The sequence below is a fragment of the Nocardioides sp. TRM66260-LWL genome (assembly GCF_020075545.1).
GTDB lineage: Bacteria > Actinomycetota > Actinomycetes > Propionibacteriales > Nocardioidaceae > Nocardioides.
The window spans coordinates 448,101-470,753 of sequence record NZ_JAIQZK010000002.1 but is presented as its reverse complement, the minus strand read 5'-3'; the positions used below and the strand labels follow the sequence as shown (position 1 = coordinate 470,753).

At 74.1% G+C, this 22,653-nt stretch carries 22 protein-coding genes and 1 riboswitch; of the genes, 18 read left to right on the top strand and 4 right to left on the bottom strand.

Annotation, left to right across the window (positions count from 1 at the left end; all coding sequences use genetic code 11):
• Positions 1-22 precede the first annotated feature (22 nt).
• The gene (locus K8Z61_RS08795; protein WP_224128561.1) at positions 23-1,447 is read right to left on the bottom strand and encodes a trehalose-6-phosphate synthase; all 1,425 of its coding nucleotides are present in this window, start codon (positions 1,445-1,447) and stop codon (positions 23-25) included.
• 104 nt (positions 1,448-1,551) lie between these two features.
• Positions 1,552-2,628 (bottom strand): Gfo/Idh/MocA family protein, encoded by a 1,077-nt coding sequence (locus K8Z61_RS08790; protein ID WP_224128558.1) that lies wholly within the window; start codon positions 2,626-2,628, stop codon positions 1,552-1,554.
• 107 nt (positions 2,629-2,735) lie between these two features.
• On the opposite strand from K8Z61_RS08790, the gene K8Z61_RS08785 reads away from it, so the two are divergent.
• The 5 genes from K8Z61_RS08785 to K8Z61_RS08765 all read left to right on the top strand — a co-directional run bounded on the left by K8Z61_RS08785 (position 2,736) and on the right by K8Z61_RS08765 (position 6,997).
• Complete coding sequence (locus tag K8Z61_RS08785) at positions 2,736-3,023, top strand: DUF3263 domain-containing protein (RefSeq protein WP_224128556.1); 288 nt, start codon at positions 2,736-2,738, stop codon at positions 3,021-3,023.
• 3 nt (positions 3,024-3,026) lie between these two features.
• Positions 3,027-3,542, top strand: coding sequence for a LytR C-terminal domain-containing protein (locus tag K8Z61_RS08780; protein ID WP_224128527.1), 516 nt, complete (start codon positions 3,027-3,029; stop codon positions 3,540-3,542).
• A gap of 58 nt (positions 3,543-3,600) precedes the next feature.
• Positions 3,601-4,464, top strand: a complete 864-nt coding sequence (gene otsB / locus K8Z61_RS08775; RefSeq protein WP_224128525.1) for a trehalose-phosphatase — start codon at positions 3,601-3,603, stop codon at positions 4,462-4,464.
• A 169-nt stretch (positions 4,465-4,633) separates the two neighbouring features.
• Positions 4,634-4,775: riboswitch (SAM riboswitch) on the top strand.
• Between the two features lie 10 nt (positions 4,776-4,785).
• On the top strand, positions 4,786-6,072 hold the full coding sequence (gene thrC, locus K8Z61_RS08770; RefSeq protein WP_224128523.1) for a threonine synthase: 1,287 nt from the start codon (positions 4,786-4,788) through the stop codon (positions 6,070-6,072).
• Positions 6,073-6,133: 61 nt separating this feature from the next.
• The gene (locus tag K8Z61_RS08765) at positions 6,134-6,997 is read left to right on the top strand and encodes an SGNH/GDSL hydrolase family protein (protein ID WP_224128521.1); all 864 of its coding nucleotides are present in this window, start codon (positions 6,134-6,136) and stop codon (positions 6,995-6,997) included.
• A gap of 30 nt (positions 6,998-7,027) precedes the next feature.
• On the opposite strand, the gene K8Z61_RS08760 is transcribed toward K8Z61_RS08765, so the two are convergent.
• A complete protein-coding gene (locus K8Z61_RS08760; protein ID WP_224128519.1) occupies positions 7,028-7,531 on the bottom strand; it encodes a hypothetical protein in 504 nt (167 codons plus the stop codon).
• Positions 7,532-7,677: 146 nt separating this feature from the next.
• Here K8Z61_RS08760 and K8Z61_RS08755 point away from each other — a divergent pair, with 146 nt between their 5' ends.
• From K8Z61_RS08755 to K8Z61_RS08695, 13 genes are all read left to right on the top strand, one after another.
• Positions 7,678-9,231, top strand: a complete 1,554-nt coding sequence (locus K8Z61_RS08755) for an APC family permease (protein ID WP_224128517.1) — start codon at positions 7,678-7,680, stop codon at positions 9,229-9,231.
• The gene (locus K8Z61_RS08750; RefSeq protein ID WP_224128514.1) at positions 9,228-10,085 is read left to right on the top strand and encodes a RimK family alpha-L-glutamate ligase; all 858 of its coding nucleotides are present in this window, start codon (positions 9,228-9,230) and stop codon (positions 10,083-10,085) included. The genes K8Z61_RS08755 and K8Z61_RS08750 overlap by 4 nt, the downstream gene beginning before the upstream one ends.
• Before the next feature lie 219 nt (positions 10,086-10,304).
• The gene (groL, locus tag K8Z61_RS08745; protein ID WP_224128513.1) at positions 10,305-11,930 is read left to right on the top strand and encodes a chaperonin GroEL; all 1,626 of its coding nucleotides are present in this window, start codon (positions 10,305-10,307) and stop codon (positions 11,928-11,930) included.
• A gap of 116 nt (positions 11,931-12,046) precedes the next feature.
• On the top strand, positions 12,047-12,589 hold the full coding sequence (locus tag K8Z61_RS08740) for an RNA polymerase sigma factor (protein ID WP_224128511.1): 543 nt from the start codon (positions 12,047-12,049) through the stop codon (positions 12,587-12,589).
• A complete protein-coding gene (locus K8Z61_RS08735; protein ID WP_224128509.1) occupies positions 12,586-13,278 on the top strand; it encodes a hypothetical protein in 693 nt (230 codons plus the stop codon). The genes K8Z61_RS08740 and K8Z61_RS08735 overlap by 4 nt, the downstream gene beginning before the upstream one ends.
• Positions 13,275-13,853 carry an NTP transferase domain-containing protein gene (locus K8Z61_RS08730; RefSeq protein WP_224128508.1) on the top strand — a complete coding sequence of 193 codons (579 nt, stop codon included), beginning with the start codon at positions 13,275-13,277 and terminating at the stop codon, positions 13,851-13,853. Before K8Z61_RS08735 ends, K8Z61_RS08730 begins: the two co-directional genes overlap by 4 nt.
• Positions 13,850-14,818, top strand: coding sequence for an aminoglycoside phosphotransferase family protein (locus tag K8Z61_RS08725; RefSeq protein ID WP_224128506.1), 969 nt, complete (start codon positions 13,850-13,852; stop codon positions 14,816-14,818). Before K8Z61_RS08730 ends, K8Z61_RS08725 begins: the two co-directional genes overlap by 4 nt.
• A gap of 64 nt (positions 14,819-14,882) precedes the next feature.
• A complete protein-coding gene (locus K8Z61_RS08720) occupies positions 14,883-15,308 on the top strand; it encodes a lycopene cyclase domain-containing protein (RefSeq protein ID WP_224128503.1) in 426 nt (141 codons plus the stop codon).
• Positions 15,308-15,619, top strand: a complete 312-nt coding sequence (locus K8Z61_RS08715; protein WP_224128501.1) for a lycopene cyclase domain-containing protein — start codon at positions 15,308-15,310, stop codon at positions 15,617-15,619. Before K8Z61_RS08720 ends, K8Z61_RS08715 begins: the two co-directional genes overlap by 1 nt.
• Positions 15,616-16,377: a class I SAM-dependent methyltransferase gene (locus K8Z61_RS08710; protein ID WP_224128499.1), complete on the top strand. Its 762-nt coding sequence runs from the start codon at positions 15,616-15,618 to the stop codon at positions 16,375-16,377. The genes K8Z61_RS08715 and K8Z61_RS08710 overlap by 4 nt, the downstream gene beginning before the upstream one ends.
• Positions 16,374-17,927, top strand: coding sequence for an FAD-dependent oxidoreductase (locus tag K8Z61_RS08705; RefSeq protein WP_308116763.1), 1,554 nt, complete (start codon positions 16,374-16,376; stop codon positions 17,925-17,927). Before K8Z61_RS08710 ends, K8Z61_RS08705 begins: the two co-directional genes overlap by 4 nt.
• Positions 17,928-18,321: 394 nt before the next feature.
• The gene (locus tag K8Z61_RS08700; RefSeq protein ID WP_224128497.1) at positions 18,322-19,641 is read left to right on the top strand and encodes an HNH endonuclease signature motif containing protein; all 1,320 of its coding nucleotides are present in this window, start codon (positions 18,322-18,324) and stop codon (positions 19,639-19,641) included.
• Between the two features lie 226 nt (positions 19,642-19,867).
• Positions 19,868-20,743, top strand: coding sequence for a hypothetical protein (locus K8Z61_RS08695; protein ID WP_224128495.1), 876 nt, complete (start codon positions 19,868-19,870; stop codon positions 20,741-20,743).
• Here K8Z61_RS08695 and K8Z61_RS08690 read toward each other — a convergent pair.
• Positions 20,731-22,653, bottom strand: a complete 1,923-nt coding sequence (locus K8Z61_RS08690; RefSeq protein WP_224128493.1) for a DUF5914 domain-containing protein — start codon at positions 22,651-22,653, stop codon at positions 20,731-20,733. The two genes, K8Z61_RS08695 and K8Z61_RS08690, sit on opposite strands and share 13 nt — an antisense overlap.

The window sequence follows — 22,653 nt, the reverse complement described above, 5'->3', positions numbered from 1 at the left end:
GCACGTCCGGGTCACGTCGGCGTCAGGAGCGGCGCGCCGGCCGCACCGCCTTCTCGTGGGTGTGCACGTCGGAGAGCTCGGTCATGAACGACGCCGCCCAGGCCTTGACGTCGTGCTGCGTGACGGTGCGCCGCATCGCCCGCATCCGGCGGGTCAGCGAGCGCTCGTCGGCGGCGTAGGCCTCGAGCAGCGCGGCCTTCATGCCGTTGATGTCGTAGGGGTTCACCAGCCACGCCTGACGCAGCTCCTCGGCGGCGCCGGCGAACTCCGAGAGCACCAGCGCGCCGTCGTCCTCGAACCGCGTGGCGACGTACTCCTTGGCCACCAGGTTCATCCCGTCGCGGTAGGGCGTGACCACCATGATGTCGGCCGCCCGGTACAGCGCCGCCATCTCCTCGCGCGGGTAGGAGGAGTGCAGGTAGGAGATGGCCGGACGCCCGATCCGGCCGTGGTCGCCGTTGATCCGGCCGACCAGCCGGTCGATCTCGTCGCGCAGCAGGCGGTACTGCTCCACCTGCTCGCGGCTCGGCACCGCGACCTGCACGAAGACGGCGTCCTCCACGTCGAAGCGGCCCTCGGCGACGAGCTCGGAGAAGGCGCGCAGCCGGGCGTGGATGCCCTTGGTGTAGTCGAGCCGGTCGACGCCGAGGAACACCCGCCGCGGGCTGCCGAGCGCCTCGCGGATCTCGGCCGCACGCGCGGTGACGGCGGGGGAGCGGGCGAGCTCCTCGAAGCCCGCGGCGTCGATCGAGATCGGGAACGGCGCCGCCCGGACGGTGCGTCCGTCGGGCAGGTAGACGAGGTCGCGGTGGGTCTTGTGCCCCACCCGCTGACGCACCAGACGGATGAAGTTGGCGGCGCCGCCGGCCAGCTGGAAGCCCACGAGGTCGGCGCCGAGAAGGCCCTCGAGGATCTCCCGACGCCACGGCAGCTGCTGGAACAGCTCGCCGGGCGGGAAGGGGATGTGCAGGTAGAAGCCGATGCGCAGGTCGGGGCGCAGCGTGCGCAGCAGCCGCGGCACGAGCTGCAGCTGGTAGTCGTGCACCCAGACGGTCGCGCCCGGGTTGGCGTGCTCGGCGGCCGCCTCGGCGAACCGCTGGTTGACCGCCACGTAGGAGTCCCACCACTCCCGGTGGAACTCGGGCTTGGCGACGAGGTCGTGGTAGATCGGCCAGAGGGTGCCGTTGGAGAAGCCCTCGTAGAAGCCCTCGACGTCCTCGGCGCTCATGGTCAGCGGCACGAGGTCCATGCCGTCGTGGGTGAACGGCTCGAGCGCGACGTCGACGCCGCCGGGCCAGCCGATCCACACGCCGTCCCCGGCGCGCATGACCGGCTCGATGGCCGTCACCAGGCCGCCGGGCGAGGTGCGCCAGCCGGTGGTGCCGTCGGGCTGCTCGACGCGGTCGACCGGGAGTCGGTTGGCGACGATGACCAGGTCGTGGGGCACGGCGCCACCCTAGGCGAGACGCGCTCGCGCCCGGGGTCCTCCGGGTGGGTGGCCGCCGTCGGATGGGGTCCGTGCGGGGTCCGCGTGGATCCGGGCGGCCCGGCTCAGGCCGGGTGCTCGACGCCGATCTGGGCGCGGACGTCGTCCAGCTGGCCCATGATCGCCAGGGTCTGCGCGTGCGGCACCCACGGCGACTCCCGCAGCCCGGCGCGCAGGCAGCGCGCCACCTCGGCGATCTCGTGGCCGTATCCGACGCCGATCACCGGCTCGGCGGGCTCGATCGTCACCGGCGGCTCCGGCGACGACGGTCCGCCGGGGTGGAAGGTGGCGTGCGTCGGGTGGTGGAACTGGCCGTGCAGGACGATCCGGCCGCGGTCGGTGGCGATCATCGCGGAGCGATCGGACCACGACGTCATCGAGGCGCTGAGCGAGGCGAGCGCGTCGCCGGGGTAGCGGCCGGCGATCGCCACGTCGAGGTCGATGCCGCCCTCGCCGAGCGCGGCCGTGGCGCGCAGCTCGGTCGGGGCGCCGAGCACCAGGTGCGCCAGGGTGAGCGGGTAGATGCCCATGTCGAGCAGGGCCGAGGCGCCCAGCGCTGGGTCCAGCAGCCGCGCGGGGTGGTCGGGGCCGACGACGAAGCCGAGCTCGGCGCGGAGCATCCTCGGCGTCCCGACCTCGCCGGTGGCGAGCCGGTCGAGCACCGCCCGGACGACGGGGTGGCAGGCGGTCCACATCGCCTCCATCAGGAAGCGGTCGTGACGTCGGGCGAGCGCCACCATCTCCTCGGCGTCGGCGCGGGTGAGCGTCACGGGCTTCTCGCACAGCACGTGCTTGCCGGCCTCGAACGCCAGCCGGGCGTGCGCGAGGTGGTGGGAGTGCGGGGAGGCGAGGTAGACGACGTCGACCTCCGGGTCGGCGACCAGCGCCTCGTAGGAGCCGTGGGCGCGGGGTGCCGCGGCCCCGGTCTCCTCCGCGTACCAGGCCGCGAACTCCGCCGCCGGCTCCGCGCGCCGCGACCCGACGGCGGTGAGGACGCTGCCCGGCACCAGGGCGAGGTCGCGGGCCACGGAGCGGGCGATCCGGCCGGTGGCCAGCACCCCCCAGCGGATCGGCGTCGCCTCGGGGGCGGCGTCGGCGGCGTCGGCGGGGCTGTCGGCGGTGGAGGCGGGCGAGACGGTCACGGCTCGAACCTAGGCGTCCGACACCGGGCGCGCCGAATGACATGGCTGTGATTCCTCGCCTAGGATCCCAGACGTCGATCAGCCGATCACGCCGAGAGGGAGCAGTCATGGACGCCGCGCGCGCCGCAGGCCAGGAGGCCGCCTCCCCGCTGAGCGAGCGGGACCGCGAGATCCTCGAGTTCGAGCGTCAGTGGTGGAAGTACGCGGGCGCCAAGGAGAGCGCCGTGCGCGAGCAGTTCGACATGAGCTCGACGCGGTACTACCAGGTGCTCAACGCCCTCATCGACAAGCCGGAGGCGCTCGCCGAGGACCCCCTCCTCGTCCGCCGCCTGCGCCGCCTGCGCGCGGCCCGCCAGCGGCAGCGCTCCGCGCGTCGTCTCGGCTTCGAGGTCTGAGCCGTGGCGCGCGAGCAGCGCGGCGTGATGCCCTCGCCGCTGGTCATCCTGAGCATCGTCGCGGTCGCCATGGCGGCCGTCGCCTTCGTCGCCACCCGCGGAGAGGGCCCCGCCGAGCGCGACATCACCCCGGCGGCCCGCGTCGCGCCGTCGGCTCCCGCCACCTCGGGATCCCCGAGCGCCTCGCCGCGGCCGTCCGCCACCCCGACCCGCAAGCCCCGGCCCAAGCCGGCCGTCGAGCGCTCGCAGGTCAACGTCGAGGTCTTCAACAACTCCGCGATCCGCGGGCTCGCCGCGGGCGCCGCGACGAAGGTCTCCGACGCCGGCTGGAAGGCCGTGGGGGCCGACAACTGGTACGGCACCATCCCGGCCACGACCGTCTACTACCCGGCCCGGCTCGAACGGGCGGCCCGGCTGCTGGCGAAGGACCTCGGCGTGCGCCGCGTCATGCCGGCCGTCGACCCCATGCGCATGGACCGGCTGACGCTGATCCTCACCGCCGCCCTGCCGCAGCGCTGAGCCCGACCCCTCCCTCCGGTGAGGGCGCGGGGCCGCGCGCCTCTGCGAGGCTGACGGCATGACCCCCCGGTACGTCCAGCCCGAGGCCGAGGAGCGCTACCGCGCGCTCACCCGTGCCGCCGCCGGCACCGTCGTGGGCCTCGACTTCGACGGCACGCTCGCCCCGATCGTCGACGACCCCGAGCAGGCCCACATCCACCCGGACGCCCGCGACGTCCTGGTCGAGCTGGCCGGCCAGGTGCGGGCGATCGCCGTCGTCACGGGTCGTCCGGCGCGTCAGGTGCTGGCGCTCGGCGGCCTGGAGGCGGTCGGCACGGCGGTCGGCGACGCCGGCTGCGAGTTGCACGTCTTCGGCCAGTACGGCCACGAGCGCTGGGGCTCCAGCGCCCGGCGGATCGTCAGCCCCCGCCCGCCCGCCGGCCTGGCCAGCTTCGAGCGGGAGCTCCCGCGACTGCTGCGCGACCTCGACGCCACCGACGCGTTCGTGGAGGAGAAGGGGCTGGCGGTCGCGATCCACACCCGCCGGATGGCCGACCCCGACCGCGCGCTCGCCCGGCTGCGCGAGCCGTTGACGGCCCTCGCGCAGCGCCACGGCCTCGGCGTCGAGCCCGGCAAGCAGGTCGTCGAGATCCGCTCGGCCCAGATGCACAAGGGCCTGGTGGTGCGACGCCTGGCCGACGACCTCGCTGCCGAGGGCCTGCTCTTCGCCGGCGACGACCTCGGCGACCTCGAGGCCTTCGCGGCCCTGCGCGACCTCGGCTCCCGCGGCCTGCCGACGCTGCGGGTGCTCTCCTCCTCCGCCGAGAACCGCACCCTGGAGGACCGGGTCGACGTCGTCGTCCCCGGCCCCGACGGCGTCCTCGACCTGCTCACCCGCTTCGCGCGCGACGCCCGCGAGATGGACCGCCTGACGCGTCGCTGAGGCGCGCCAGCTTCATCGGCTGACCGATGAAACTGTCACTGGGACGATGAAGCTTCACCGTGCAGGCGCCAGTTTCGTCGGTTGACCGATGAAACTGGTCGGCGCCCGCCGCGAGTCCGCATGCCAAGACCCGTGTGCACGATGCGAGACGCCTCCGTACAGTGGTCAGCGCTCATCGAGAGGGACTGAGGGAACGGCCCGACGACGTCCCGGCAACCGCCGCGAACCACCCGACCCCGCAGGGGCCGGTCGCGGAAGTGGTGCCAAGTCCGGCCCGGACGCGAGACACGCGGACCCGGGGAAGATGAGGAGGTGGAACTCATGAGCGCATCCGTCACCGAGCGTCCCGCGAGCACCGCGACGAACGAGGTCCGGGAGGGCGCGTTCGGGCACGCCCGCTCGCTGGCCTGTCGCGAGTGCGGCACCGAGGTCGAGCTCGGCCCGTCGTACGCGTGTCCGGAGTGCTTCGGGCCCCTCGAGGTCGCCTACGACTTCCCGGCCCTCACCCGCGAGGAGATCGAGGCCGGCCCCCCCAACATCTGGCGGTACAAGGCGCTCCTGCCGGTGCCCGCCGACATCGAGCAGAGCCCCAACACCGAGCCCGGCTTCACCCGCCTGCTCAAGGCCGACAACCTCGCCCGTGAGCTGGGGCTGGCGTCGGTGTGGGTCAAGGACGACAGCACCAACCCGACGAACTCCTTCAAGGACCGCGTCGTGGCCTGTGCGCTCAGCGCCGCCCGCGAGCTGCACGCCACCGTCTTCGCCTGCCCCTCGACGGGCAACCTCGCCAACGCCGTCGCCGCGGCCGGGGCCCGGGCGGGCATGAAGACCGTCGTCTTCATCCCGAGCAACCTGGAGAAGCCCAAGCAGGTCAACTCGGCGGTCTACACCGAGTCGCTCGTCGCGGTCGACGGCACCTACGACGACGTCAACAAGCTCGCCCAGGAGATCGCCGCGGAGGAGGAGGGCTGGGCGTTCGTCAACGTCAACGTGCGCCCCTTCTACGCCGAGGGCTCCAAGACCCTGGGCTACGAGATCGCCGAGCAGCTCGGCTGGCGGCTGCCCGACCAGGTCGTCATCCCGGTCGCGTCCGGCTCCCAGCTCACCAAGGTGCACAAGGCGTTCCAGGAGCTGATCAAGCTCGGCCTGGTCGAGGAGAAGCCGTACCGCATCTTCGGGGCGCAGGCCACCGGCTGCTCGCCGGTGTCGACGGCGTACAAGGCCGGCGTCGACGCGATCCGCCCGGTCAAGCCCGACACGATCGCCAAGAGCCTCGCGATCGGCAACCCGGCCGACGGCATCTACGTGCTCGACATCTGCCGCGAGACCGGCGGCGCCGTCGAGGACGTCACCGACGACGAGGTGCGCGACGGCATCCTGCTGCTCGCCCGCACCGAGGGCATCTTCACCGAGACCGCCGGCGGCACCACGGTGGCCTGCCTGCGCAAGCTGGTCGAGACCGGCCAGCTCGACGTCGAGGCCGAGACCGTCGTGATCAACACCGGCATGGGCCTGAAGACCCTCGACGCCGTCGCCGACCGGGTCGGCCCCGCCGCCACCATCCCGCCGTCCTACGACGCCTTCGCCGCCACCGGCCTGTCGTCCTGAGGTCGCGGGGGCGGCCCCGGGCAGTCACCGACCGTTCGCCGCGCCCTGGTTCAACCACGGTGTGAGTCGACGTGGCCAGCGCACCCTCGCCGTCCTCGCCGTCGCCGGCACCGGGTTCCTCGGGGCCAGCGTCGTCGTGGGCGCCCGCGAGCTGCTGCGCCGTCAGGCGGCGGCGGCGCGCCGCGTGATCGGCAAGCCGCTGGGGGAGCAGGCGCCGGCGGCCGACCGCATCTGGAAGCGCTCCTACGGCGACCCGGTCGCGCTGCTCGTGCTCGGTGACTCGATCGCCGCGGGGCTCGGCGCCGAGCGGCGCAAGGACACCCTCGGCGCCCGCCTGGCCAAGGGCGTCGCCCGGACGCTGCACCGCGCCGTCGACCTGCGGGTCGCCGCGGTCGTGGGCTCGGAGAGCTCGGCGCTGCCGCTCCAGCTCGACGGGCTGCCGCGCCTGTACCGCGCCGACGTCGCCGTCATCGTCGTCGGCGGCAACGACGTGACGCACCGGGTGCCGGTGGCCGACTCGGTGGCGTTCCTGGTGGCCGCGATCGAGCGGCTGCGGGCCGACGGCACCGAGGTCGTCGTCGGCACCTGTCCCGACCTCGGCGCCCTGCGCCCGGTGCCGCAGCCGCTGCGCAGCCTCGGCTCGCGAGCGTCGCGGCAGCTCGCCGCCGCCCAGGCCGCCGCGGCCCGGGAGGCCGGCGCCTACGTGGTGTCGCTGGCCGACGTCGTCGGGCCGTTCTTCGTGACCAATCCCGACGAGATGTTCAGCCTCGACCGGTTCCACCCCAGCGCCCTGGGCTACCGCCGCACGGCCGAGGCGATGCTGCCGTCCGTGCTCGCGGCGCTCGGCCACCGGCAGGAGATGCCGTTCGGGCACCACCGGCCGGCGGTCGAGGCGCCCGAGGCGCCCGAGGGGCCCGAGGCGTAGGGCCAGGGCGTTCGGAGACCGAGCCCAGGCTCAGAAGTTGATGATCTTGCAGGCGATCGAGGTGCGGTACGGGTTGAACGTGTAGTGCCACCTGCTGTACTCGCGGGCGATGCCGCCGCCGGCCCACCGGGTGGTCTTGCGGATCTTGTACTTGTGGCGCGAGCCGACGGGGTAGGCCACCAGGGCCTGGCCCTTCCTGAGGGTGACGGTGTCGCAGCCGACGCTGACGGTGACGTCGGTGGACTTGCTGATGTTCAGCTCCCCGGCCACGAAGCCCTTGCTGACGTTGAGCCCGACGCCGATGCTGCGCGTCGCAGTGCGTCCCTTGGAGATGGTGCACTGGATGCCGTTCGACTCCGCCTTGCAGATGCCGAGCCGGTGCTTGTAGTCGGTGAGGTCCTTGACCTTCGAGTGCAGGATCAGGTCGTAGGAGACGCTGGGCGGCACCTCCGCGTGGGCGGTCGTGGGGGTGGCCAGCAGTGGGGCGACGAGCGTCGCGCCCACGGCGAGCGTGACGCGGGTGAGGCGGTTCATGATGCTCCCGAGATGGAGTGGACGGGCGCCGGACGGCGCCCCGACCCGTGCTGCCCCGTGCCGCCGCGGGCCAAACCCGGGTCGGCAGTCCGGTCAACCCCTCCGGGTGGGGGATCGCCTGAGAGCCCCGCCTAGGGTCGAGCGCTATGTCCTCCCAGACACCTGATCCCTCCGGCGACTCCAGCGCGAGCCCCGACACCGGCAGCTTCCTGCGCACCAAGGACGTCGAGACCGTCCTGCACCAGAACGACGCCGACGGCGAGGGCCACGGCGCGTCCCTGAGCAAGCGGCTCAAGGTGCGCGACCTCATCGGCTTCGGCGTGGGCATCGTGATCGGCACCGGCATCTTCACGCTCACCGGCGTGCAGGCGAAGGAGAACGCCGGCCCCGCGATCGTCGTCTCGTTCGCGATCGCCGGCGTCGTCAGCATGCTCGCCGCCCTCTGCTACGCCGAGCTCGCCGCGGCCGTCCCGACGGCCGGCAGCTCCTACACCTACGCGTACACGACCATCGGCGAGGTCTTCGCCTGGATCATCGCCTGGGACCTCATCCTCGAGTTCGCGCTCGGCTCCGCCGTGGTCGCGCGCGGCTGGTCGGGCTACCTGCAGGACGCCCTGAACCTGCCGACGTCGGTCTTCGGCGAGGACTCCACGGTCAACGTCGGCGCGGTGCTGATCGTGGCCGTGCTGGGCGCCATCGCCGCGGTCGGCGTGCGCGAGTCGGCGTGGGTCACCAACGCGCTGGTCGTCGTCAAGGTCGCCGTGTGCATCTTCGTGATCGTCGCCGGCGCCTTCTTCGTCAAGGCGGCCAACCTCGTGCCGTTCGTCCCCGAGAGCCGCACGCCCGAGGGCGGGCAGACGACCAGCGGGCTCAAGGAGCCGCTGTGGCAGTGGGTCTCCGGCGTGCAGCCGACCGCCTTCGGCATCGGCGGCGTGATGATCGCCGCGGCCGTCGTCTTCTTCGCCTACTCCGGCTTCGAGGCCGTGGCGAACCTCGGCGAGGAGTCCGAGAACCCGGCCCGCGACATGCCGCGCGGCCTGATCGGCACGCTCGGGCTGTGCACGCTGCTCTACCTCGCGGTCTGCTTCGTGCTCACCGGCATGGTCGACTACTCGAAGCTCTCGGAGGGCGCGCCGATCTCGGACGCCTTCCACCAGGTCGGCCTCGACTGGGCCGGCTTCCTGATCGGCCTGGCGGCGGTCGCCGGCCTCTCCTCGGTGATCCTCGTCGAGATCGTCGCGCTGAGCCGCATCGGCTTCGCACTGTGCCGCGACGGACTGCTGCCGCCGAGCATCGGCGCCATCCACCCGCGGTACAAGACGCCGTTCCGGTTCACCGTCGGCATCTCGATCGTGATCGCCCTGTTCGCCGCGTTCATCCCGCTCGCGACCCTGGCCGAGATGGTCAGCATCGGCACGCTCTTCGCGTTCCTCGTCGTGGCGATCGCCGTGGCGGTGCTGCGCCACACCAAGCCCGACATGGAGCGGCCGTTCCGCACCCCGCTGGTGCCGCTCGTCCCGATCCTCGCCGGCGCGTCCTGCGTCGGGCTGATGTCGTTCCTGGCGGTCGAGACCTGGCTGCGCTTCCTCGTCTGGCTGGCGATCGGCCTCGCCGTCTACGTCCTCTACGGCCGCAAGCACTCGGTGCTGGGCCGCGAGGGCGTCGACTCCGCGTTCGACGACACGTCCGCGACGGCGTGAGGGCGCCGCAGGTCCTGCTCGCCACGCTCGCGCTGCGCCCCGCCGGGGAGCCCGACGGCCACCTGCTGGTCGACGCGCTCGCCGCGCGGGGCGTCGCCGCGCGCTGGGCCGTATGGGACGACGACGCGGTCGACTGGGCCGGGGCCGACCTCGTCGCGGTGCGCTCCACCTGGGACTACCACCGTCGGCTCGAGGAGTTCTGGTCGTGGGTGCGGGGGCTCCCCGCGCCGCTGCTCAACGGCGCGGAGACGTTCGCGTGGAACGCCGACAAGTCCTACCTCGTCGAGCTGGCCGGATCCGTGCCCACGGTGCCGACCCGTCGCCTCGACGAGGCCGGCCTCGTCGAGGGCCTGCGCCGGGCCGTCGCCGAGCACGCCACCGCGGTGGTCAAGCCGGCCACGGGCGCGGGCGGCGTCGGGGTCTGCGTCGTCGACCGCTGGGACGACGACCGGCTCGCCGGGATGGTCGGCGGCCCGTGGGTCGTGCAGCCGCTCGTCGAGAGCGTGCGCACCCGCGGGGAGTCGTCGGTGTTCGTCCTCGACGGCGTGGCGGTCAGCCAGGTCGACAAGCACCCCGGGCACGGCGAGGTCCGTGTGCACGAGACGCACGGCGGACGCTCGCAGGTGGCCGCTCTGGACCCCGTCCGGGCCGACCGCGCGCTGGAGGCCGTCCGCGCCGCGGAGGCGCTGCTCGAGCGACGCCTCGACTACGCCCGCGTCGACCTCCTGTGGTGGGACGAGCGGTGGTGCGTCTCCGAGCTCGAGCTGATCGAGCCGGGCCTCTACCTCGACGTGCTGCCCGGCAACGCCGACGCCTTCGCCGACCTGGTCGTGCGGGCGCTCGCCGGTCGCTGAGCGCACCGCCCGGACGCGATCCCGGCTGCTTGCACTCGGCAGGGGCGAGTGCTAAACATGACGCTGGCACTCTCCTCCTGAGAGTGCCACTCCGGAGCGGCGCCAGCTGAGGCCCTCCGCGTCGGCGAGACAGGGTTCGCCGGGTCGCGGGGAGCCGTCCGTCGCGGGCAGCCCGTCGAGCCGGTCCTAGAACTCCAAGCGTGAGGAACCGCAGGAGCCATGCCGAAGCTGATTGCTTTCAACGAGGAGGCCCGGCGCGGCCTGGAGCGTGGCATGAACACGCTCGCCGACGCCGTCAAGGTCACCCTCGGCCCCAAGGGCCGCAACGTCGTCCTCGAGAAGAAGTGGGGCGCGCCCACCATCACCAACGATGGTGTGAGCATCGCCAAGGAGATCGAGCTCGAGGACCCCTACGAGAAGATCGGCGCCGAGCTCGTCAAGGAGGTCGCGAAGAAGACCGACGACGTCGCGGGCGACGGCACCACCACCGCCACCGTGCTCGCGCAGGCGCTGGTCCGGGAGGGCCTGCGCAACGTCGCCGCCGGCGCCAACCCGATGGGCCTCAAGCGGGGCATCGAGGCCGCCGTGGCCGCCGTCTCGGAGAACCTGCTCAACCAGGCCAAGGACGTCGAGACCAAGGAGCAGATCGCCTCCACCGCCTCGATCTCCGCCGCCGACACCACCGTCGGCGAGATCATCGCCGAGGCGATGGACAAGGTCGGCAAGGAGGGCGTGATCACGGTCGAGGAGTCGAACACCTTCGGCCTCGACCTCGAGCTCACCGAGGGCATGCGGTTCGACAAGGGCTACATCTCGGCCTACTTCGTCACCGACCCCGAGCGCATGGAGGCGGTCCTCGAGGACCCCTACATCCTCATCGCGAACCAGAAGATCTCGAACGTCAAGGACCTCCTCCCGATCCTCGAGAAGGTCATGCAGTCGGGCAAGCCCCTGCTGATCCTCGCCGAGGACACCGACGGCGAGGCGCTCTCGACCCTGGTCGTCAACAAGATCCGCGGCACCTTCAAGTCCGTCGCCGTCAAGGCCCCGGGCTTCGGCGACCGCCGCAAGGCCATGCTGCAGGACATCGCGATCCTGACCGGCGGCCAGGTCATCTCCGAGGAGGTCGGCCTCAAGCTCGAGACCACCGGCCTCGAGCTGCTCGGCCAGGCCCGCAAGGTCGTCATCACCAAGGACGAGACCACCATCGTCGAGGGCGCGGGCGACCAAGCCCAGATCGAGGGCCGGGTCAACCAGATCCGCGCCGAGATCGAGAAGTCGGACTCCGACTACGACCGCGAGAAGCTGCAGGAGCGCCTCGCCAAGCTGGCCGGCGGCGTGGCCGTCATCAAGGTCGGCGCGGCCACCGAGGTCGAGCTCAAGGAGCGCAAGCACCGCATCGAGGACGCCGTCCGCAACGCCAAGGCGGCCGTCGAGGAGGGCATCGTCGCCGGCGGCGGCGTGGCGCTCGTCCAGGCCGGCGCCACCGCGTTCGACAAGCTCGAGCTCACCGGCGACGAGGCCACCGGCGCGAACATCGTGAAGGTCGCCATCGAGGCCCCGCTCAAGCAGATCGCGATCAACGCCGGCCTCGAGGGCGGCGTCGTGGCGGAGAAGGTGCGCTCGCTCCCGTCGGGTCACGGCCTCAACGCCGCCACCGGCGAGTACGTCGACCTGCTCGCGGCCGGCATCATCGACCCCGCCAAGGTCACCCGCAGCGCGCTGCAGAACGCCGCCTCCATCGCGGCGCTGTTCCTCACCACCGAGGCGGTCGTCGCCGACAAGCCGGAGAAGGCCGCCGCGGCCCCCGGTGGCGACGGCGGCATGGGCGGCATGGACTTCTGAGTCCCGCCCGCCGGCCCGCTCCGGCAGCACCACCTGCACCACCCGCTCGGCCCCGACGCGCACGCGTCGGGGCCGAGCGCCGTTCCCGGGGTCGCGCCCTGGGGCATGCTGGGCCTGTGGTCGGACCTCGGGAGGAGCGCTTCGAGGCGCTCGCGGGCCAGGTCGTCGACCCGCTGCGCCGCTACCTGGCCCGCCGCGCGTCCGCGGACCTCGTCGACGACCTGCTGGCCGAGACCCTGGTGGTCTGCTGGCGGCGCCTCGACGAGGTGCCGTCCGAGCCGCTGCCGTGGGCGTACGGCGTCGCGCGGAACCTGCTGGCCAACGCGCGCCGCGCCGAGGCCCGCCGGCAGCGGCTGGACGCGCGGCTCGCCGCCGAGCCGCCGCCCCTCGGGCCGGTCGACGCCGACCCGGACGGCCGGCTCGCCGCGGCGCTGGCCGCGCTGCCCGTCGAGCAGGCCGAGCTGCTGCGCCTGTGGGCCTGGGAGCGGCTCGAGCGGCGCGAGATCGCGGTCGTGCTCGGCACGTCGGCCAACGCCGTCAGCCTCCGGCTGCGCCGGGCGCAGGACGCGCTCGGGCGGACCCTGGCGGATCCGGCCGGCGCCGCCCGACAGGATCGGGGTCCGGCCGGACACGAGCAGGGTGAGAGGAGGCGGTCATGACCGATCGGCCCGGCCCGCACGATCCGGCGTCCCTGCGCGACGCGCTCGCGCGACTCGATCCCGCCGCCTCCCTGCCCCCGGCCGATCCCGCACGGACGGCCCGACTCGTGGAGGACGCCATGGCCGCAGCACCCGATCCCACCCGTCGTGACGCCGCGGCGGCCCCGCCCCGACGGCGCACGCCGCTGCTCCTGGGGGCGGCCGCGGTCGTGCTCGCCGCCGGCATCGGGGGCGGCTACGCGCTGACCCGAGGCGGCGACCCGACCGGCCCGGTCGCCGCGACCGACCCGTCCGCGTCCGCCTCGGGGACGCCGAGCGCGCTGCCGTCGCCGAGCGTCACCCTCACCGCGGCCACGCCCGGCATCGCGCGGTGTGCCGTGCCGAGCGCGGCGATGCTGGCGCGGGCGGCGCTGGCCGTCGAGGGCACCGTCGCCGAGGCGGACGACGGCCGCGCCACGCTGCGGGTCGACCGCGTGCTGAAGGGCGACCCGGGCGCCGCCCTCGCCGTCACCTACCTCGCGGGTCGAGCCTCGGCGCCGCGCATCGAGGGCGCCCTCGACCTCGAGGTCGGCCGCTCCTACCTGGTCGCCGGCACCGAGGACGGTCGGCTGATGGTGTGCGGCTTCAGCGGGCCGGCCGACGACGCCGGGCTGCAGCGCCTCTACGCCGAGGCGTTCCCGTACTCGTGAGCGAGCCCGGGTCCGGCGCGTCCCCTCAGGTGGCGGGTCTGCTGCTCGCGGCCGGGGCGGGGCGTCGCTACGGGCGGCCCAAGGCGCTGGTCGACGACTGGCTGCCGCGCGCCGTCGAGGCGCTCCGCGACGGCGGCTGCGCCCCGGTGGTCGTGGTGCTGGGTGCGGCCGCGGACGAGGCCCGTGCCCGGGTGCCGGACGGCGTCCGCGTCGTGGTCGCCGAGGGGTGGGCCGAGGGCATGGGGGCGTCGCTGCGTGCGGGCCTCGCGGCGCTGCCGGCCGACGCCGACGCCGTGCTGGTGACGCTCGTCGACACCCCCGACGTCGACGCGCGAGTGGTGGCCCGCGTGCGGTCGTGCGCGGTCGGCCCGCACGGGCTGGCCCGCGCCGCGTACGGCGGCCGGCCCGGGCACCCGGTGCTCCTGGGCCGGGCTCACTGGCCCGCGGTGCACGCCGGGGCGGTGGGCGATCGCGGCGCCCGCGACGTGCTGGCCGCCGCCGAGGTCGTCGCGGTCGAGTGCGGCGACCTCGCCTCGGGCGTCGACGTCGACGAGCCGCCGACGGAGCACGCGTGAGCGTCCTGCGGCTCCAGCCGCTCGTCCGGCTGACTCTCTCGCGCCTGGGGGAGCGGGGCGAGGCATGGCGCGTCGCGCTGCCGCGGACGCTGGCCGGGCTCGAGCACCGCCTCGGCGTCACCGTGGAGCGCGGTCTGCCGGGCGGCAGCACCGCCCACCTGGTCGTCGCCCGGGGAGCGCGGGGCGCGTGCGTGCTGAAGATCCCGCTGCCGGACGTCGACCTGACCGCGGAGGCTGCGCTGCTCGAGGCCGCCGACGGCCGGGGCTACGTGCGGCTGCTCGGCCGCGACGCGCCGACCGGATCCCTGGTGCTCGAGGAGGCGGGCGAGGCGCTCGAGCGGACGCCCGGCGACCCGACCGACCGGCTCCGCCTGCTCGTCGACGTCCTGCCCCTCGCCTGGCGCCCGGCGCCGACGCCGGAGCCGCACGGGCCGGTCGGCTCGCGGGCGACCGAGCGCGCCGGCCGGGTGCGGGAGCTCGACCAACGGCTCGGCGGCGTCCTGCCGGCACCGGTGCGCGACGCGGCGCTCGCGGCAGCCGCGCGGCTCGAGCACCCGCCCGCGGTGGTGTGGGCGCACGGCGACCCGCACCCGAGCAACCTCCTGCGGGCCCTCGACGGTCGCGGCTGGGTCTTCGTCGACCCGGACGGCGTGGTGGCGGAGCCGGCGTCGGACGCCGGCGTGCTGCTGCGCGGGGGCAGCGAGGCGCTGCTGGCCGCCGGCGCGGACGCGGCCGCGCTGCAGGCCGCGCGGGTCGCACGGGTCGCCGCGCGCCTCGACCTCGACCCCGCGAGGGTCGCCGACTGGGCGCTGCTGGAGCGGGTCGCCACCGGGCTGCACGTGCTCGACCTCGGCGCCGCGCGACTCGCCGGGCCGATGCTCGACTCCGCCGCCCTGCTCGTGGGCGCCGCGCCGCCCGCGCCGTTCGGGGATGCGGGGCCGGCGGGGGTCGAGCCGCAGGGGTGAGCCCGACGGCATCCGGCCTGCCTACGCTCGTCGGACCCGCCCTCGTCCCCCAGGAGGAAGACGCGTGGAGCACGGCCAGTACCTCTGGCTGATGGCCGGCTGCCTGGCCATCACCCTGCCCCTCGAGCTCGTGCTCGGGGCCCGGGTCTGGCGGCGACCGCGACGCCTGCTGCGCACGGTGCTCCCGCTCGTGGTGGTCTACGGCCTCTGGGACGCCGCGATGATCGCCCGCGGCTCGTGGTCGTACAGCGAGCGCTACACCACCGGCGTGCTGCTGCCCCTGCGCATCCCGCTCGAGGAGATCGTCTTCTTCGTCGTCATCCCGATCTGCGGGCTGCTGACCCTCGAGGCGGTGGGCTCGGTCCTGCACGCGCTCGGCCGGCTGCGCGCCGGCGAGCCGCTGGGCCGGGTGCTGCGCGAGCTGCCCCGCGGCGTGCCCGAGGCGCCGGCGACCGCCGACGACAGGTCCGCGCGGGTGGGGGCGCGCTGATGGGCGTCTACACCGCCACCGCCCTGCTGTCGGTGGCCCTCGTCGTCGCGGCCGAGCTGCTGTGGTGGCGCACCGGGCTGTTCACCTCGCTGCGCTACTGGCTGGCGATGGCGATCGTGCTCGGCTTCCAGATCCCCGTGGACGGATGGCTGACCAAGCTCTCCGACCCGATCGTGCTGTACGCGGAGTCCGACATGACGGGGGTCCGCGCCCCCTGGGACATCCCCCTCGAGGACTTCGCGTTCGGCTTCGGCATGGTCACCCTCGCGATGGCGCTGTGGGTGCGCAACGGCAGGAGAGAGTCCGCATGACCGTCACCACCGGTGCCTCCGGCACGCCGGCCAGGCCCACCGTCCGCGGCGAGGTCGTCCCGGCCGCCTTCGACGACGTGGCGCGCACCTACGACCTCATGGTGCGGCTCAGCCCCGGCTACCACGAGCAGCTCCGCGCGTCCGCCGCGGCGCTCGTCGAGGCGCTGCCCGAGACCGCCGGCCGCCGTCCGGTGGTCTTCGACCTCGGCTGTGGCTCGGGCGCCTCGACCGCCGCCCTCGTCCACGCCCTCCGGGCCGGCGGCCGCGACGCCGACGTGGTCGGTGTCGACGGCTCGGCCGGCATGCTCATCCAGGCCCGGCGCAAGCGCTGGCCGGCCGGCGTCACGTTCCGCCAGGCCGACGCCGAGACCCTCGGCCGCGACGATCTCGCCGAGGCCGACGGCGTCTTCGCGGCCTACCTGCTGCGCAACGTCGCGGCCCGCGACCGGCTGCTCGCGCAGGTGCACGACGTGCTGCGTCCCGGCGGCGTGCTCGTCGTGCACGACTACAGCGTCCGCGACAGCCTGCTCGCGCGGCTGTCGTGGCACGCGGTGTGCTGGGGCGTCGTGATCCCGCTGGGGCTCGTCACCGCGCCGCGCAGCCCGATCTACCGGTACCTGTGGCGCAGCGTGCTCGACTTCGACGGCGTGCAGCGACTCGCCGACCGGATGGTGAAGGCCGGGTTCGTCGACGTCGAGAGCCGATCTGCCTCGGGCTGGCAGCGCGGCCAGGTGCACACCTGGCGGGCCCGCCGATGACGGCTGCGTCGACGGGCGGCTGGCGTCCCGGTCGCGACCGGCTGGCCGAGTGGCACCCGTCCGCGGCCGCGTCCCGACGCGACGACAGGCGTCGTCACCGGGTGGTCGTGGTGGGCGGCGGCATCGCCGGGCTCGCGGCGGCCACGTCGCTGGCCGAGCGCGGCGTCGCCGTGACGGTGCTGGAGTCGACCGACCAGCTCGGGGGACGGGTCGCGTCCTGGCCGGTGCAGGTGGCGGGGGAGACGCAGGCGATGAGCCGCGGCTTCCACGCCTTCTTCCGCCAGTACTACAACCTGCGCTCGCTGCTGCGGCGCACCGATCCCGACCTCGCCCGGCTGCGCTCGGTCGACGACTACCCGCTGCGGCTCAAGGGCGGCCCGGTCGACTCCTTCACGCGCATCCCGCGCACGCCGCCCTGGAGCATCCTCGGCTTCGTGGCCCGCTCGCCCTCGTTCCGCTGGCGCGACCTGCCGGCCGTCGACGTCGAGCGGGCGCTCGCACTGCTCGACGTGGAGTTCCCGCGCACGTTCGTCGATCACGACGGCGTCTCCGCCGCGGACGTCCTCGATCGGCTCGGCTTCCCCGACCAGGCGCGTCACCTCGCGCTCGAGGTCTTCGCCCGCAGCTTCTTCGCCGACCCGCGCGACTTCTCCGGCGGCGAGCTGGTGGCGATGTTCCACACCTACTTCCTCGGCTCGGCCGAGGGACTGCTCTTCGACGTGCCGGTCGACGACTTCGACACCGCCCTGTGGCAGCCGCTCGCCGCGTACCTGCGCGGCCTCGGCGTCGACCTGCGCACCGGCACGCCGGCGCTGGCCCTGCACGAGCACGGGGCCGGCGTGGTCGTCGACTCCGCCGAGGGCCCGCTCGAGGCCGACGCCGTCGTCCTCGCCACCGATCGCGCGCCGCTGCAGCGGCTCGTCGGCGAGGCGCCGTGGCTGGGCGACGCCGCGTGGCGCGAGCGGCTCGGCGGGCTGACCGTGGCGCCGTCGTTCGCGGTGTGGCGCCGCTGGCTCGACCGTCGGCCCTCGAGCACCGCCGCCCCGTTCCTCGGCACGAGCGGCTACGGCCCGCTCGACAACGTGTCGTTCTTCGAGCAGCTCGAGGACGGCGCGGCCGACTGGGCGCGGCGCACCGGCGGCTCGGTGATCGAGCTGCACGCCTACGCGGTGCCCGACGGCACCCCCGACGCGGTCCTGCGCGATCGGCTGTGGCGCGAGACCCTCCACCTGCACCCCGAGCTCGTCGACGCCCGAGTGCTGCACGAGGAGTGGCTGGTGCGGCGGGACTGCCCGCTCGCCGGCACCGACCCGTGGGCGACCCGCCCCGGCGTCGTCACCCCCGATCCGCGCGTCGTGCTCGCCGGCGACGGCATCCGCTGCCACCTGCCCGTCGCCCTGATGGAGCGCGCCGCCACCACCGGCACCCTCGCCGCCGACGCGCTGCTCGCCGGCTGGGACGTCGCCGGCCACGGTGTCTGGAGCGCTCCCACCTCCCCCCGGCACGCTGTCGTGCCGCCGCTGCGGAGGCTGGTGCAGCGGGGACGCTGAGGGCCTCGGTGATGACGCTGGTCGACCGCCCGCGGTGGTCGAGCGCAGGTCGGTGGTCGAGCTTGTCGAGACCCCCGCACCCTCGCCGGTGGTCGAGCTTGTCGAGACCCCCGCACCCTCGCCGGTGGTCGAGCTTGTCGAGACCCCCGCACTCGGACGCTGACGGTGGCCTGCGGCAGACCAGCCGCGGTCTCCTCACCGTTCGTCTTGGTCGCTGTGGCGGTCATGGCACTCGGTGGTCGCTCGCCGTCTCGGTAGCTCGGGTGTTCCCCGTTCGCCGTCGCCGGCTTCACCTTTGCATCTCTCAGTTGTCTTTGGCTGAGGTTCTCAAAACCCTCATCTGATCTGGGGATATCCACTTCTCTTCGAACGCGTGTTCGCATAGAATCACGCTATGCCCTCTCGGACCCCACGGCTGCTTCGCGACAGCGACGCGTTGCGCGCGGCGATGGCCGCGCGGGCTGCTGAAGAGCAGTCGGCCCGGCAGGTCTTCATCGCGGCCGCGGACTGGGCCATCGCACACGTCGCGGGCACCGGTGACATGGCGGGCTATGTGATCGACACCGGGATGATGCTCCCGCTGGCGGGCCCTGGGGCTCCTGAGGTGCAGGAGCATGCGGTCACCGAGTTCGTCACCGCGCTGGGGATGACCCAGCAGGCCGGCTCCTTCTATGTGGGGCATGCGCTCGAGGCGTGTGTGCGGCTGCCGCGGGTGTGGTCTCGCCTGGTGAAGGGCGAGCTGACGGTGTGGCAGGTCCGGCGGGTCACCGAGGACACCATCCCGCTGTCGGCCGAGGCCGCGGCGCTGGTCGACGCGCGGATCGCTGCGTATGCGCATCAGGTGTCGCGGACCCAGATCAGCAACATCTGCCGGGTCGCCCAGGAGCACGCCGACCCCGGGGACGTGATCCTGCGGAAGGCGCGTGAGGCGGAGCACCGCCGCTTCGACGTGTGGCTCGGGCAGACCGGCTTCGACGGCACCGTCGACGTCAGCGCGATCCTCGACCAACCGGACGCGGCCGACCTCGAGCGGGCGATCGCAGCGCTGGCGGAGCAGCTGAAGAAGGCCGGCTCCGAGGACACGCTGAGCGTGCGGCGCGCGAAGGCCGCCGGGATGCTCGCGCGTGGGGAGCAGGCCCTGCCGCTCGACACCGCCGCGGTCGAGTCGACCACGAGGACGCGCTCACGGCATCTCACGCTCTACGTCCACCTCTCCGTCGACGCCGTCACCGGCGCCCTCGGCGACGTCGCGCGTTCCGAGGCGTCGCGGTCGCCCCTCGGCATCGACGTCATCAAGGCCTGGTGCCAGACCGCCGGCACCACCGTCACCGTCCGCCCGATCCTCGACCTCGCAGCCGAGCGCTACAGCGACGCCTACGAGGTGCCGGACCTGATGCGCGAGCAGATCATCCTGCGCGACCACACCTGCGTCTTCCCCTACTGCCGCCGACCAGCCAGGTCCTGCGACGCCGACCACATCGACCCCTACGAGGCCGGCGGCCCGACCGCGTCATCCAACCTGGCGCCGCTGTGCAGGAAGCACCACCGCCACAAGACCCACGACGGCTGGAGATACCGACCGTCAGGACCCGACCAACCCGGCGTCTACCTCTGGCGGTCACCGAACGGCGTCAGATTCCGACGCGACCGCCACGGCACCACCCTCGTGGTGGTCGAGCCTGTCGAGACCCCACCCGAGCCCGACGGCGGCTGAGCCCCACCCCGGTGGTTGAGCCGCACCCCGGTGGTTGAGCCTGTCGAAACCCCGGGTCTCGACAAGCTCGACCACCGACGGGCCCAGCTCGACCACCGTGAGACCCAGCTCGACCACCGACAGGCCGGCTCGACCACTGCACGCACGGCTCACAGCCCGACACCACCCGGTGATCGGGCTGGTGGTGCGTCCGCGGCATCGTCGGCGCGGGCGTACGGTCGGGGGCATGCGAGCGCTGGGCATCGAGGTGTCGGACGCCCTGGCGAGGCGGTGGGCCGACTGGTTCGCGCCGACGCTGCAGCCGTTCCTGGTCGACGCCGAGCTCGCCGCCGCGGTGGGCGGCGTCGAGGATCATCCGCTCGTCGACGAGGTCCGCGACACCTTCTGCCTCTACGGCGCCCCGGACGGCGTGCGGTGCGTCTGGCTGGACGAGCAGGCGTTCGCGGAGCTGCCCCGCGGGCGTCGCGCGAGCCTGCTGCGCGCCCAGCGGACCTACGGCCGCGAGCTCGTGCCGAGCGTGCGTCGATGGGAGCCGCTGCTCGGTGGACGGGCCCGGGAGCAGGTCGACGGCCACCGCTTCGTGTGGTGGCCCTCGCTGCTGGCCGGGGTCGAGGAGGAGGTGCTCGTCGACCACGTCGAGGACGGGCGGTGGGCGAGTCGGCACGAGGAGGTGCCCGAGCGAGTCTGGTCGGCGATCGAGGACCTCCTGCCCGGAGCGCGCCGGCTGGCGGGCACCTTCCCCGGCGCCAGCGGTCCGAACTGCTTCGGCGCGGTGATGGCCGCGGCCGGGACGCCCGGGGCGGAGCAGGTGTGGATGCAGCGCGAGCCCTTCGAGCAGTGGCTCGCCACGTCGACGAGGCCCGGGGGCGGCGACGACGACAGCGGCACGGTGCTCGTCTGGCGCTCGCCGGACGGCCTGGTGCAGCACGCCGCCGTGACGCTCGGCGAGGGCTGGGCGCTGCACAAGCCGTCCCAGGGGTGGATGAGCCCGACCAAGGTGCTCACCGTCGCGGAGTGCAAGGCCAGCGCTCGCGCGGCCGGGCGCCGCCTGAGCCGTCGCACGCTGACGCGCGACGGAGACGCGGGACGTCAGACGCCGTAGTGCTCGCCGCGGTCGCGCAGCAGCCAGCTGCGCTCGGCGTAGACCATGTCGTCGACCCACAGCCGCCGCGCCGTGCTGCGCATCGCGGGCCGCAGCAGGGGGGCGAGGTGCCGGGCGGCCTGGAAGCCGACGCGCTCCGACGTCGCGATCGTGGCCTCGACCATCATCGTCCGGGGCCGGCCGGCGGCGTCGGTGCCGAGCGGGGTGGCGTGGGTCTCGACCACGCTGCCGGCGCCCTCGCCGTCGACGATCGTCATGACGATCGTGCGCGCGTCAGGGCAGGTGAACTCGGCGCGAACAGGCACGCCGAGCCGCCGGCTGACCCGGAAGGTGACGTTGACGGTGAGCACCTCGTCGGTGCTCGCGGCGTCGTCGACCTCGAGGTGGCTGAAGGCGTACGGGTGGAACCACGAGCCGTGCCACGGGTCGAGCCGGTTGGCGATGACGTCGCGGGGCTCGCAGGTGCCGGGCACGGCGACGACGGCGCTCAGCGCGCGATCGGGCGCGGGCCGCGGGGTGATGATCGGCGCCGGGAGCGAGGCCTCGCCCGCGGTCGCGATCTGCACCCACAGCAGGACGCCGTCGTCGTGGGCGCGGAAGGGCGTCCAGCCGGGCACCCCGGTCTCGTCGAGCGGCATGCCGTGCCAGCGGCAGTGCAGCCGGTCGCCCAGCACCTCGCAGTCGACGAGCAGCGCGCCGAGGTGGGGGCAGGAGCCGGGAGCGGCGTGGACGCCGGTGGAGGTGCGCCACAGCGCGACCTCCTGGCCGCCGACGTGCCGCACGATCGAGGTGGCGCCGAGATCGGTGCTCGCGCCCACGCAGTACCAGCCGCCCGGATCGCGGGCGAGGGCGACGTCGAGCGCCGCGCGGATGCGCGCCGGCTTGGCGTCACGCCACGACGGGGTCAGCTCGTCGCGCCGCGGCATCGGCCGCACCTTCAGCGGCACGCGCTCCTGCACGGCCGCCGGGACGGCCGTCCGCGGCGGGGCGGCGGGCGCTGCCGGACGGGCGGGCGCGAGGGTCGCCGCGGCGCCGCCGAGCGCGACGGCCGCGAGCGCCGCCTTGCGCCAGGTGGGCACGGTGACGCGGGTGGAGAAGACGTCGTAGTCGTTGGCCTCGATCCGGTCGAGGATGTTGGCGTAGAGCCGGCGTGCGGTGTGCACGCAGCGACGCGACGCGTCGGGCAGCAGGGGCAGCCCGGCGTCCGCGGCCGCGTAGTGCTCCCGGTTGCGGGCGAGCTCGAAGCGCATCAGCTCGCGCCAGGCCGGCCCGACCGTGCGATCGGCGGGGTCGACGCCGAACCGGTCGAGGTCCTCCTGCGGCAGGTACACGCGGCCGCGATCGAGGTCCTCGGCGACGTCGCGCAGGAAGTTGGTGAGCTGGAAGGCCAGGCCCAGCTGCCGGGCCGGCTCCTTGGCGGCGGGGGAGAGCGGCCGCAGCACCGGCAGCATCATCTCGCCGATGACCGCCGCGGAGCCCTCCATGTAGCCGAGCAGGTCGTCGTACGTGGGGTAGCGGTCGGTGGTGAGGTCCTGCGCCATCGCGTCGAAGAACCGCTCGAAGCACTCGCCGTCGATGTCGGTCTCGCCGATGGTGTGGGCGACCGCCGCCATCACCGGGTCGTCGGACCCGCCCGCGGCGATGGCGTCGGCGAACTGCTGCTGGAAGGCCCGCAGCGCGGCCTCGGTGGCCGGCGCGGAGGCCGGCGTGCTGGCGCCCGGGGCGTCGACGATGTCGTCGGCGAGGCGGCACAGGGCGTACACCGCGTGCACGTGCCGTCGCTGCTCGCGCGGCAGGATCGCCGCACCCCAGTAGTAGGTGGTGCCGTGCTGGCGGGTCAGCTCCGCACAGCGCCGGTATCCGACCTGCAGGACCGGGTCGAGCTCGATCTCGGGCGCCAGCGTCGCCAT